At 48.1% G+C, this 11,787-nt stretch carries 11 protein-coding genes, 1 tRNA gene and 6 pseudogenes; 1 reads left to right on the forward strand and 17 read right to left on the reverse strand.

The window, feature by feature from the left end:
• The 17 genes and pseudogenes from F3J37_RS28070 to F3J37_RS27435 all read right to left on the reverse strand — a co-directional run.
• Positions 1-83, reverse strand: a pseudogene (locus tag F3J37_RS28070) (sulfite reductase); the annotation flags it as partial.
• 72 nt (positions 84-155) lie between these two features.
• A pseudogene (gene istB / locus F3J37_RS27370) lies at positions 156-948 on the reverse strand (IS21-like element helper ATPase IstB).
• A pseudogene (gene istA, locus F3J37_RS27375) lies at positions 948-2,114 on the reverse strand (IS21 family transposase). Before istA ends, istB begins: the two co-directional pseudogenes overlap by 1 nt.
• Before the next feature lie 1,304 nt (positions 2,115-3,418).
• Positions 3,419-3,619, reverse strand: a complete 201-nt coding sequence (locus F3J37_RS27380; RefSeq protein WP_034830605.1) for a hypothetical protein — start codon at positions 3,617-3,619, stop codon at positions 3,419-3,421.
• 222 nt (positions 3,620-3,841) lie between these two features.
• Positions 3,842-4,108 (reverse strand): hypothetical protein, encoded by a 267-nt coding sequence (locus F3J37_RS27385; RefSeq protein ID WP_080748213.1) that lies wholly within the window; start codon positions 4,106-4,108, stop codon positions 3,842-3,844.
• A gap of 41 nt (positions 4,109-4,149) precedes the next feature.
• Positions 4,150-4,367 (reverse strand): annotated as a pseudogene (locus F3J37_RS28600) (DUF4113 domain-containing protein); the annotation flags it as partial.
• Positions 4,368-5,393: 1,026 nt separating this feature from the next.
• Positions 5,394-5,858, reverse strand: coding sequence for a tail fiber assembly protein (locus F3J37_RS27395; RefSeq protein WP_052127589.1), 465 nt, complete (start codon positions 5,856-5,858; stop codon positions 5,394-5,396).
• Positions 5,859-5,867: 9 nt separating this feature from the next.
• Positions 5,868-6,026: a hypothetical protein gene (locus F3J37_RS28640; RefSeq protein ID WP_435653434.1), complete on the reverse strand. Its 159-nt coding sequence runs from the start codon at positions 6,024-6,026 to the stop codon at positions 5,868-5,870.
• A complete protein-coding gene (locus F3J37_RS27400; RefSeq protein WP_080748214.1) occupies positions 5,989-6,255 on the reverse strand; it encodes a class II holin family protein in 267 nt (88 codons plus the stop codon). Before F3J37_RS27400 ends, F3J37_RS28640 begins: the two co-directional genes overlap by 38 nt.
• A gap of 1,687 nt (positions 6,256-7,942) precedes the next feature.
• Positions 7,943-8,013, reverse strand: a tRNA-OTHER gene (locus F3J37_RS27405).
• Positions 8,014-8,392: 379 nt separating this feature from the next.
• Positions 8,393-9,004, reverse strand: coding sequence for a hypothetical protein (locus tag F3J37_RS27410; RefSeq protein ID WP_052127590.1), 612 nt, complete (start codon positions 9,002-9,004; stop codon positions 8,393-8,395).
• Entirely contained in the window at positions 8,994-9,239 is a 246-nt protein-coding gene (locus F3J37_RS27415; RefSeq protein ID WP_034830612.1) for a YlcG family protein, read from the reverse strand. The genes F3J37_RS27410 and F3J37_RS27415 overlap by 11 nt, the downstream gene beginning before the upstream one ends.
• Positions 9,236-9,850 carry a recombination protein NinG gene (locus tag F3J37_RS27420; protein ID WP_034830613.1) on the reverse strand — a complete coding sequence of 205 codons (615 nt, stop codon included), beginning with the start codon at positions 9,848-9,850 and terminating at the stop codon, positions 9,236-9,238. The genes F3J37_RS27415 and F3J37_RS27420 overlap by 4 nt, the downstream gene beginning before the upstream one ends.
• A complete protein-coding gene (locus F3J37_RS27425; protein ID WP_034830615.1) occupies positions 9,843-10,169 on the reverse strand; it encodes a hypothetical protein in 327 nt (108 codons plus the stop codon). Before F3J37_RS27425 ends, F3J37_RS27420 begins: the two co-directional genes overlap by 8 nt.
• 90 nt (positions 10,170-10,259) lie before the next feature.
• A complete protein-coding gene (locus tag F3J37_RS27430; RefSeq protein ID WP_034830617.1) occupies positions 10,260-10,478 on the reverse strand; it encodes a hypothetical protein in 219 nt (72 codons plus the stop codon).
• Positions 10,471-10,929: pseudogene (locus F3J37_RS28315) on the reverse strand (YbcN family protein). Before F3J37_RS28315 ends, F3J37_RS27430 begins: the two are co-directional and overlap by 8 nt.
• 547 nt (positions 10,930-11,476) lie before the next feature.
• Positions 11,477-11,599 (reverse strand): annotated as a pseudogene (locus F3J37_RS27435) (integrase core domain-containing protein); the annotation flags it as partial.
• Positions 11,600-11,662: 63 nt separating this feature from the next.
• Here F3J37_RS27435 and F3J37_RS27440 point away from each other — a divergent pair.
• The coding region (locus F3J37_RS27440; protein WP_166936498.1) for a transposase at positions 11,663-11,787 on the forward strand (125 nt) is incomplete at its 3' end.

The following is an 11,787-nucleotide window of genomic DNA, read 5'->3' on the forward strand; positions in this document are numbered from 1 at the left end:
AGCTCACGAACAACGGCTACGATCTTTTTGCCATATTTAAAGTACAGCTCGATTGCACGAAGGCGATCCGCTTCGGAATACATAACTTATCTCCTGAGAGTCCAGGAAATCGTCCGCACCCCCTTTTCGCCATTTTCATTGTCCGCTGTTGGTCATTAACGCTGTCCGCTTTCCACCATTTCATCATCACTGATTGGCGTTGCGCTTTTTGCCAGCACCCCGGCCTTGCGTTTCTCTCAACCGGTAGCTTTCTCCTTTTATGTTCAGCGTCGTTGAGTGGTGCAGCAGACGGTCCAGGATCGCCGTCGCCAGCACGTTATCTCCGAACATCTCGCCCCAGTTAGCGAACCCTTTGTTTGACGTCAGAACGATGCTCGCTTTTTCATACCTACGGTTCAGCAACCTGAAGAACAGACTGGCCTCCTCACGGTTCATTGGCAGATAACCTATCTCATCCAGGATAAGCACCCGCGCATAACTCAGCTGCTGCAGCTGTCGTTCCAGTCGGTTTTCCTGCTTCGCCTTTATCAGCGTGGCAACCAGCCTGTCTAGCGGCATGAACAGCACCCGGTGGCCCGCATCTGCGGCTTTTACTCCCAGCGCGACCGCCAGATGCGTTTTCCCCACGCCCGGCGGGCCCAGCAGGATCACGTTTTCACTGCGCTCCACGAACGCCAGACCTGCAAGCTCACGGACGACCTTTCGGTCTATGCCCGGCTGGAAGCTGAAGTCGAACTGCTCCAGCGTTTTCACCCACGGCAAGCGCGCCTGCTTCAGCCGGGATTCCATTCCCCGCTGGTGCCGTCCGTTCCATTCCTGCTGCAGCGCCATACACAGGAACTCCCGGTAGTTCAGTTCCTGCTTCGCTGCCTGCTCAAGCAGATTTTCAACGTGGTAACTCAGGTGTTCCATTTTCAGCCGGTTCAGCAGTGTTTCCAGTTCGTACATCACAGCAGCTCCTCATACGCGCTCAGGGGCCGGTGCTCTACCTGACTGACCTGTTGCCACAGCGGAGCATGGTGCTCCGGCACTGTCTGCCAGCCCGATGAAGCCTCGCTGAGCCGGTGGGTCGCGGCCAGATTTTAGTTGCTGTAGATCCGCAGCTCGTCATCCAGCGAGATCCGGATCGAGACCGGATGGCCACACAGCGACTCGGGCACACTGTAGCGGTTGCCGCCAACCTCGATGTAGCCATCCCACATGCCGGATATCGAAGTAGCTGGTATCGAAGTCGGTTGCCGGCAGCGGCTGCAGATGCGTTTGTTCGACAACGAAGCGCTGCGCAGGCGTCTCCCGGAACTGGCGAAGATCGCGCATGTCAGCGACATCTGCCATCCACTGTTCCAGGAGCTGATTGACGTGGGTAAAGCTGTCGAACCTCCGGTAGCGGACAAAGAAGTTTTCCTTGAGGTATTTCACCATCCACTCAACCTTACCTTTGGTACGGGCCCGGCGAGGGCGGCACGCCCGCGGCAGGAAGCCATAGTGGTCGGCAAGCAGCAGGAAGCCTGCGTTGAACACCACGTTGCCGTTACTGTTTTTCAGCACGGCAGCTTTCTGGTTATCGACAAGCACGGTTTTCACGCTGCCGCCAAAATAACTGAAGGCGCGCACCAGCGACTCGTACGTGTGCTCAGCGTCCTGTTTTGGCGCGGCAAGACGTGGAAGCGGCGGGAGAACCCCAGCGTATTGACGGCGAAGTTCACCTTGCATCGCTGCCCAGCCACGTCGACTTCCACTTCTCCCCAGTCGTGCTGCAGCTGGTAACCGGGCTGAGTTTCGAAGCGCACGGTTTTCTTTAAGGGCCGCATTTTACGTTTGGGCTGGATGTAATAGCGCAGCATAGAGCGCCCCCCGGTGTACCCCATCGTCCTAATTTCGGCGAGAATGACCTCGCTGTTCCAGACGTTTTCCGCCAGCCGCATGTCGATGTAATCCATGAACGGCTTGAGTTTTGCCATTTTATGGCGTGTTTTACGGGCCGGGGGCTCAGGGTATTTGAGATATCGCCTGACGGTTCTTTCGGAACATCCGATCTGTGTTGCGATATCGACAATGTAAGCACCCTGTTGGCGCATTTGCTTTATCATGAAAAAGTCCTCTCTGCTCAGCATGCTGTAATCCTTTTCGGTGTGGGAACCTTAAGGAAACCGCATGACGGGTAGAGCGGACAACCCGAATTGTGAATTAAAGTCTTATATCACTGGCGCTGACAAACGCGACTGACACCGAACTACCTGTACTATCGACAAACTCCGATTGATCATGATTCGCACCCATTGTGCAGCCCGGACGCCATCAGTGCCGGGCTTTTTTATGATGTGTGACTATCACTTCAGAAACGGAACGCAATTCCTTACTCCCATCAGTAAATTCTTATCATGGAACTTTTCGGAACGTTCAAGAAACTATTGCTATAATAGCGACGTATTCATATACACGCAGCAAGCGTTATGCGTACGAAAAGAGAATTTCTCATTGAACGAATTTTCACCCGCCTCTGCGCGGGTTTTTTTGTGTTTTATAACTGGATTATCCAAGGACGACCTTCAACATAAGGGCGTACCAGTTCTCCTCGGGATTACCATCACTCCATTGATAAGTCAGGCGTTTAAATATTGCCGGCCGAACTCCATTGCTCCGACTTTTTTGTGCCAAAAACGGTTACAACTTTGTTTGGGCTCACAGGGAAGAATTAACTTAACACTTCCTAATATTTCTTATTAAATTCCAGAATTAACACTTTACTTACAAAGGTTAATTTTTGTTCCTAATTTTCAGATTATTACACTGTAATCAGCTAATTTAACGAACCTAATTTTGTTGTAAGAGTGTTACATTTTCCCTTCAACATTAGTGATGTGATGTTGTACGTTACAAACTCCAATTTAACGCCCGCTCCATTTTTGGAAGCGGGTTTTTTCGTCCAAGCGGCTCAGATCACATTAATTAACGTAGGAAAGAGCATGATGAATACAAACCAGAAGGTTCGATAGTTTCCCCCAAAGATTGCCCGCGCTTCATCTCACTCGGAGCGCAGGCTTTTTTGCGTAAATAGACTAGATTTGAAGTGGTACTGTCGAAAACGTGGAGGCGAGAATGCGATATTTTTTGCTGCCAGGTATCACTACGGTTTTGTTAGTAGTTGTTGTGTTTCTGATGCAAGCACACTGGAGTCCCATGCTGTGATGACTCGACCCATTACAGCAGGCCATGAAAAAAACTATAAAAGATTACGCTGAACTCTCCGCACAGGCTGAACTAAAGGGGCATCCTGTGCTTTTTTTTGCACACTCTGGCAATTTTGTCCTCAAGCTATTTTCAATTCGTTCCGGTTCCCATCGGGAATCAATCAATTCGAGGCAAAATATTTGCTCCCGGGATAACTTTGCCTCGGTCAATTTTGCACAGAAGTCATTCAACTATTGTGCTGACGGAGCAAGTCTAGGACGACATCTACAGCCAAGTGATAGTCATCCCCAGCAAAATTTTGTTTAACAACCTCAATCAGAGAATCTTTGGTAAGCTCTTTTTGCTCTTCAAGAATGCACATAAGAGACCCGCCTAACACACCAATTACACGTGAGTGGAGATTTTCAAAATACTTTTCATCCTTCATGGCGCACTCCGGAAATGAGAATTGTCTTAATCATTCTAGATCACTTCAGGAAGAGTGAATTTTTGATTGGTCTTAAAGCAAAAAGTAAAAGGCATACTATTCTTCTTAAGTCCTGACTGCTTCCCCGTAGTTGAGGTCATGCTCTTACTCTTAATGGAAATGTTTGGCATAAATTGTTGCCGCCCGGGTGACTGGTGTTTCCCGGGCTTTTTATTTTGAGCATTAAATTGGTGACCCATCCTGTTCGTGTATTGCAGTAACCTCGTGCGTTACCACTCCAACCACGGACACATCCTCCATCAGGTCATCATCCAGGGTCAGGCCGTCATCGGTGATGATGCGGCTGGGATGCAGATAGGCATGCCCCCATTCGTAATTTCCTAACAGATCCAACAGAACAGCGTCACCATTCTGCGGTCGACGCTTCTCGTCTACGATGCAACTTCGCCCGTTCCACTCAACCAGGTAACAGGTACTGCTGGTTGTCATCAATTTCTGAACCGGGAGAGTCACCTCGCAGCCAGCAGATCCTAATATCGAGTGGTGTACGCCGGGGACAACATTTCTCGCTTCATTGCCCACGCTTTCTGAGTATCCTGTCCTGCGAACCATATTTTTCCCCTTCCCGCTCTGGTTAAGGCCGTCTAATAAACACCTCACTGCTGGCCTTTGGTTTGTGGTCGTAAAAGAGATTGAGCTGTGAAATGCCTTGGCTAAAAAAGTCGATGAGGATCGCACCTGCTTTCATTTAGCGCCGGGCGAATGTTGCGCTGAAGACATAACACATGTTCACATCAACCAGCGCGAACATCACATTCCACCATTGGGATTGAAAACCTGAAACACGCGCTCCTCACCGTTTGTAGGTGAAATGTCCCGGAACGTTGTAGTGTGGGTTTCAATCCACTTATTCGCTTCACTCAGGGAATACTCCCACTTATAACGTTTAAGCACTGCAACAAAGTCCACTGTACTGATTGTGAATCGGCCCTCTGCATCACGCTTTAGCGCCTGTCTGAAGGCCATCTTAATTTCGTAGTCACGGGGCATTGTCATTCCCACCCAACAATACTGTATGTACGTACAGTATTGTTTGTAAAAAGAAGCTTATCAAGATCGTTAACGTGAGGTTTTTGTAAAGCCCTTGGCGCATAACGAAATTTACTTTTTTAATTGCTCTGATTTTGACAAATGATTTTGAAAACCTAAGCTTTATTAGCAACATACCGTTGTTTTCATGGACTGGGGAAATTATGAAGAAGTTTTTAAGCGGATTAATCATTATTACAGGCCTTGTGACGCTGGCAGGATGCCATCATGAAAGCCCTGCAGTAGGCCATGATGGTCGACCGCATGCACCAAGCGGCGAATCAGCACCTGGCGGCCCGCTGGGCAAAGGCCCGGTTGGTCAGCCACAGAGTTAGTCAGTGCCCGGCCACCGTGCCGGGTTTTTTATGCTCTAGCACAGAACAATCCTAACCTCACAACCTGTAAGAGCATTCCCACATCACTGTACTTTACACAGTCTTAGCCTAAGAGAGCTACACGCATACAAGATGTTGCGCGTTAGCGTACGAGTTTGCAGGTTAATCCTGCCATGAAACATTTTGCCCGCCACTGAGCGTGCTTTTTTACGCATGTTGCATGGGGGGGAGGCACGGTAAAACGAATTTAGGTGGAGGGGATCAGTGTGAGCGACTAACCTTTAATCACCCACCCCGTAGTCTGCTTCAAGACGGGCGCGGTACATATCTGCCCCGTCGCCAGGGCTTTTTTAAGGAGTTGGCTTTGTCGGCCACTGTATATCAGGTGCAACACTGATGTCGGTATCGTTCAGAGCGTCAATGTAATCCATCCAGGCATTTAGTGATTCAGTTTCATCACCGCTCAGTTTGCGTCCCATCAAAAGCTTGGTCTGCCCTACAGTGATTGCCTGTGTAGCTTCATCGAGCAGTGCTTTTCTTTTCGATTCTGCAATCTCTTGATAATCCGGATTGGGAATATCAATTATAACTGGCCTAGCATCAACCCATGCTCCGTATTTACCTTCTGGAGGGCTAAACCAGGCGTTATAATCTTCCCTACTAATTTCAATCAGGTCGTTCATCGTGAAACCATTTACTATTGCTGTGGCAATTACATCGCTTGAGTAAAATCCTTGACCAGCATAGTAATACTTTATATTTCCCGCATCACCACCACTTACCTCATGCTGATTTTCAATTATTTCTTCTGACATAAAAACCTCTTAAATATTTACAACGCCTGTAGCAATATAATTTATGCGGACAGCTCCAGTCTGTGCTCCACCGTAGTTATAAACCCGACAGTCAAAGCCGGAAGTTCTAAGTGCGTTTAGTACGTTCATATTAAGATTGCCAACTACTCCATCCCCGTTCGATACCACTACGCTGGTAATTCCCGAAAATGCAATTGGAAACGTTAGGGGCCAGAGTGGCCTTGCGTTTGTAATACCAGTTGATTCCAATAGTGATGACCGCGACCACGATGCCAGCAAGAACACCAACCGCGCTCCACTCATCAGGACTTAATCGGGTTAGCAATCCAACAGCAATTGTGCCCGAGGAAGCGCCGTAAGCAGCGCCCGTGGCAATTTTGCTCATATCGATACTCATACACACCTCCCATTGGGTCGGTGCTGTCTATAGTCAGGAGAAGGGACGCCCGCTAAAACTCAGGAAAACTCGGTGAGTTTTCACTGACTGGAAGAGGCAAAAAAAAGGCCCGCCAGAGCGAGCCTTTAGATAATCAGATTGGGGATTGCTATGCCGGGTGCCTCCCGGTGATAAGTACCAGCTAATACTTACCGCTTGAGACCGATTCTGGGAGTGCAGCTGTCGCCCCTCCGCATAGGGGGATTCATAGCAATGATTTCATAATAGCAGGTTGACTTGACGCCTGGGGCTTCAACTGAATAAATCCAATAAGCCCAACCCGGAATTAGGCTTCCCTTCCCAGAGTGAAGTTTTGAAAAATGTCCTTCAGCACAGGTAGGGTGGCTATGCATTAGAAATTGCTATGCCGGGTGCCTCCCGGTGATTCAGAAAAGTCACAATCTGAATCGCTTCAGTCTTTCACGTGCCCTGTGGCTTAGCCCCTCCGCTTAGGGGGATTCATAGCAATATTCTCATATTAGCAGGTCGCCGGAACGCCGGGTGCCTCCCGGTGAATGAAGTACAGCTACCTTCATCCGCAAACTTGCGTTGGCTCTTAGCTGATGCCCCGCCGCATAGGGGGATTCGTTCCGACTTTGAAAATGTCTGCGGTGCCGGGTGCCTCCCGGTGAGTAAGTCCAGCCAGCCTTACCCGCTATTAGGCTTGTTGCCACTCAGGAGAGTGATAGCTGTCGCCCCATCGCTTAGAGGGATTCACCGCATTGATAACAATCTAGAACATAAGACAAAAATAATAAACCCTGACGCATTTGGCGATCGCGTATTCCTCATTGGAACCCTAGGAAGCTTTACGCAAACAAAAAGCCCCTTCGGTTGAGAAGGGGCTTCCGGCCTGATATGCGAGATGAAAGATTGGACTAGCGAATGAAACACATCAGTCGATTTATTTTTAACAAAAACTCTTTTTTTGAAGTCAAGAATCTTAATTGAAAAAGGCACCACCTGAGTAGTGCCCTGAATTTGGTGCGCCCGTTTATCGTCAATGATTGGGTAACAATCCATCGTTAGATGTGGCGCATTGAGATGATACACAATCAATACTAGCTGCATTCATCAGCATTTCAACATTGATAGTGTTTTACAACGTACAGGAGAGCTAAGTAGTTTCCATCTATCAATATCGTAGTTAAGCCGTGCTGGCACAAATCCGGAATAAGCTAACTGAATTTACCGCCTGACAGAATCATCGATGTATAACGTCAGGAATTCGAAAAAACGACGTCAAAAGCTTTGATTAAGAATGTGCTTAAGGTATTTGAACTGATTACGCGTATATTACTCAGCGGGTACTACCCAATCTCTTGAAGAAACTTGAATTTTTATCCCGGAACTTATCATTTCGGGATCTTTTTTTTCAAAAAGGCCCACCGAAGTGAGCCATGCTTTGCTGAAGCATTATGGCTTATCTGCGGTGCCGCTCGTTAGACGGTGAGTAAGGTACAGTCCCCTTACCCGCTTGCTCAGACAGCCCTCCAGAGCTTTGACTGTTGCCACGCCGCTAGACGTGATTCACCGCATTAAACCCAGCATATAGTTAAGCATTACTTAAGTGAAGTTTTTTATCTTAATTATATGACCTGACACCTGACGCTTATACGTTTTTTCAGGCATTCATGAGATGGAGAGGTCCGCCGTCAAGGAATTTAACCCCGTCCTCTGGCATTAGAGCCAGCGCTCTTTCCAATAAGCTAACGGCGGATTAATTGACATGCCGGATTACTATCAAAGGATGATTTAAGCCAGCAGACAACGAAAGCATTATAGTCGCTACAGCGCCGGGTGCCTCCCGGTAGGCTCGTAAACAATCAACGACACCCGCATGTTAACGCACTTCGATTGTTCTGCCCCTCCGCTCAGGGGGATTCGTTGTAGCTAAGAGAATTTAGCATTCGATTGAAACTATATGATTTTAGTAAATAAAAAAAACACCTACGGCTGGTAACCGTGGCGCTTTTAATCACTCACTTATGATGGAACTGCTCAGTCCGCTTTGCTTCCCGAGCGTAAAGTGAATATGCCAGGTCGCATGCCCTTTGTCTTTAGCTATTCGTGCCATCAATTCTCTTCACTCCTTATTTTAGGGAATTAAATTCTCCATTTCGCGTTTGATCGCATAAAACATTTCCCCCTCAAGAATATCCAGCACCCATTCCATTCTGTCGCGGGCTTCCTTAGTGCTGATACCCGTGAAATAGATCATGGATGCACCGATGTTTTGCACGCTCTTGCGTTTGCAATATCGTAATCTGGCTATGTTTTTAATCGGGTTGTCCTTACCGAATGTTTTCACCATAACTAATTCAACAAAGGCAGCATCATCTGATTCTTTGGCTAGAGCAATGATGCTTGCCGTTGCTGATTGAGGGATTAGCAGGTCACGGGCTTTGCGGAATAACTCTTCGCCGCGCAAACCTTCACAATGAAGCTCTGACACGATTTTCTCAATCTGTCTGCCCTGCTGCTCACTCCATTCGCAACGCATCATAAGGCGGCCCATAACGTTTACTTCTCCGCGATCGTAATCTTCATTACCCAGATGCTGACCCCACACTGTGAGCATGTGGCGAACCCATGCCTGTTGCGATGAATTGATGGTCTTCCTTCCATTACCAAACAATCGTCGCATGTCGGCAGCGCTGCGCACACCCGCAAGCCTGACGATTTGTTGGAAGTCTCGTTCAATGCGCATGTTTCATCCCCATGATTTTGGCGATGTGCTTGATAATTCGGTAATCGACCGGGAAGGTATTTCGTGAGCGGTACATTCTGAGCAACCGCCATTTTTCTCGAAGGTAATCGGCGATCATTTCTTTCTCCGTCTGGTGATTTTTGTAGGGCTTGCCGGGCAGCTGGGGACGCTTACTCAGTATCTGGATGGGTTGATAGGGGTAAACCCGGCTGAGTAATCTGGTTAACCAGGTCATGCCGCCTCTGATTGCTTTATTAGCTCTCTGGTTTTCTGCCGGTAGTGCGACGCTAGTTCCTGCAACTCTTCACGCGTCCACTTAACCACCGGGTGCGGGCCCATCAAGAGATCGAAAGCATCCTGCCCGATTTTCTTAATCAGGTTTGGCGTGTAGTTTTCGATGTTTCCTGAGAGATGTTGATTGCAGGGAACGCACTGCTTATGGCAGTTGGTTTCGTCATAACGTGTGGCCGGCGATGCCCCGCGAGTGCGGTAATGACCAGCGTCATATTTTCCATCGTGAAAGCGACCGCAGCTTATGCATGGATCGTCGGCGTCGCGTGTGCGGATAAACTCGTTGAAGGCGGCTTGAGCTTGTTTGTGAAAGTGGCTGAGGGGCTTAAGTGCTAACTTGCGGATCTTGAGGTGACGTTTTTCCTGCTGTGCTTCTATCTTCCTGACCTGCTCCTGCTGCTGTATTCGTTTCTTTCTGGCTGCTGTTGTGAGTTGCTTTATCAGTTCGTCCTGGTGCTCTTCGCTACACCACCACTGATAAAGAGTAAGAGGCTTATAGCGCTTTTTGCATATTCGACATTTACGCACCTTTGGTGCTTTCCTTTCTTCAGGCATTGCACCTCTCCTTATTGCGGTCATCATAATATCTGACGTCGTCGCCCTTGAGCGGCATAAGGTATATGGATGGGAAAATACACCAGCCATAATTTCTGAAATCTCTTAGCGAGACGTACATTTTGCCAACACATACAATGTCACCGACACACAGCCAGCCGCCTGTGTTAGAGGGCATTTGTCCACGGGTACCATCTTGAGCGTTAAAAAATTCTCCAGCCTCGAACCAACTCAGTAATGTTACAGACTTGCCGACATTCTCTGGATTCACTGATTCAATCACCAAGGCAACGAAACCTGCTTCAAGTCCTGATTTCATCAGATTTTCTCCACATGATAACATCTGGCCCTAATTCATATTCATACGGACCCGGAAGTTTTAAAGCTATTACAGAGAAAACGTGGTGAATTATGACGCTTCGTCTGTGCGATCCTTATGCGCGTAATCGGGCCAATATTTATTGAAGATGATTTCTGATACCTTCAGCTTTAGCCCAAGCGAGTGGGCCTTACCTGTAACAGCTGACACCGATTTATTTATCGCGGCTGCCATAACGGGCACAGGAACCTTTCCGGCGACGCGCTCGATGTAAGCCAGATCCTTATCTGACCATGTTTTCTTAGGCATTTTGATTGTCCTTTAGTTTTTGATATTCGCTACCGTGCGGAATGGTCAGCGCCAGCCGGAACTGCGCGCACCACTGCTCAACCTGATTGAGGAAGAAGTGCATATCTCCTGTATCAAGGCTGGATGTATGGCGTGGTTCATAGGAGGTGACTTTCTCGCCGGTAACGAAGTCGGTATAGGTAATCTCTTCGCAGCCAAGGTAAGTGCGTTTGAGGTTGCGCTTTACCCAATCAGGTGTGGCGTCGATACGACCAAACTAGATGAGGTATTCACTGATTTCGCCAAACCACATATGGATGAGGCTGTTCTGTGAAAGGCTACGTTTTTCTTTCCACGGCCTGAGGATTAGCCGGTAGCAGTCGCCAGATTCGAGCAAAGGGAGTAACTGCTGCCCCACGGCGAGGAAGTTCGATTTGTGCAACCGAACCCCACTATTTGAGATGTCGGCCATATAGTTTAATTAGTTTATTTTTAATTTTTTCTTGATTTCCCTAGTGCTTGATTTACTTATCGGTGAGGGTAAGCCCAGGAGTGATCAATGCCCATTGATGATAAGATTCCGGTAATAGCTAAGTAAGCCAATACCAGCGCGAAAATTACAATTGCTGTAATTTCAAGTGATTTCAGAAAATGATGCTTAGCCATAAATATCCCTCTTCAGTTTGTGTGTATTGAGCGTACCTTCTGAAAATAAGATGTTACCGGTAAAGTGCAAGTCAAATTCACACTTTGAAACGTAAAGCAGAACTTATTGATTTTTTGCGTTGCGAACATACCCCGCTCCGCTTTGAGAGCAATCATCGCCATTGGGTTGGTTTTAGGCGTGCCTGCTCATGATTTACCTCGCTTCAGGGTGGCACGCAGCATCGCTACGCCTTCCTGCGCTTTCTCGGTAGTTGATGGGATGGAGAGCTTTAACAGCAGCTTACACGGCTCAGGTATTTCTTCTCCAGCTTCGATGCGCTGTGATGGAGTTGCCCCCGCTAAGACGGACGCGGTTAATTTATAGCCAGCAGCGAACTTCTGTATTCCCTGGGGGACTGCATTTTCAGCCCTTTATGGGGATGCCAGTTATTATAGTCTTCCATCCAATCCGTCAGTTTTCCCATCACTGTCATGGCTGAATCGCCACGGGTTTAACAGACACCTCTGAGTCATTTAAGATGACTTAAAGAGAGGTGTCCATGAGCGGTAAGCGTTATCCTGCAGAGTTTAAAATTGAAGCAGTCAAACAGGTTGTTGAGCGTGGTCATTCTGTTTCCAGCGTTGCAACACGTCTCGATATCACCACCCACAGCCTTTACGCCTG

This window comes from Candidatus Pantoea communis (assembly GCF_011752685.1).
Lineage (GTDB): Bacteria > Pseudomonadota > Gammaproteobacteria > Enterobacterales > Enterobacteriaceae > Pantoea > Pantoea communis.

Coding starts and splice junctions, on each gene's coding strand:
- F3J37_RS27380 (WP_034830605.1), bottom strand. CDS start 3,619: ATGAAGGATGAAAAGTATTTTGAAAATCTCCACTCACGTGTAATTGGT.
- F3J37_RS27385 (WP_080748213.1), bottom strand. CDS start 4,108: ATGACAACCAGCAGTACCTGTTACCTGGTTGAGTGGAACGGGCGAAGT.
- F3J37_RS27395 (WP_052127589.1), bottom strand. CDS start 5,858: ATGTCAGAAGAAATAATTGAAAATCAGCATGAGGTAAGTGGTGGTGAT.
- F3J37_RS27400 (WP_080748214.1), bottom strand. CDS start 6,255: ATGAGTATCGATATGAGCAAAATTGCCACGGGCGCTGCTTACGGCGCT.
- F3J37_RS27410 (WP_052127590.1), bottom strand. CDS start 9,004: ATGCGCATTGAACGAGACTTCCAACAAATCGTCAGGCTTGCGGGTGTG.
- F3J37_RS27415 (WP_034830612.1), bottom strand. CDS start 9,239: ATGACCTGGTTAACCAGATTACTCAGCCGGGTTTACCCCTATCAACCC.
- F3J37_RS27420 (WP_034830613.1), bottom strand. CDS start 9,850: ATGCCTGAAGAAAGGAAAGCACCAAAGGTGCGTAAATGTCGAATATGC.
- F3J37_RS27425 (WP_034830615.1), bottom strand. CDS start 10,169: ATGAAATCAGGACTTGAAGCAGGTTTCGTTGCCTTGGTGATTGAATCA.
- F3J37_RS27430 (WP_034830617.1), bottom strand. CDS start 10,478: ATGCCTAAGAAAACATGGTCAGATAAGGATCTGGCTTACATCGAGCGC.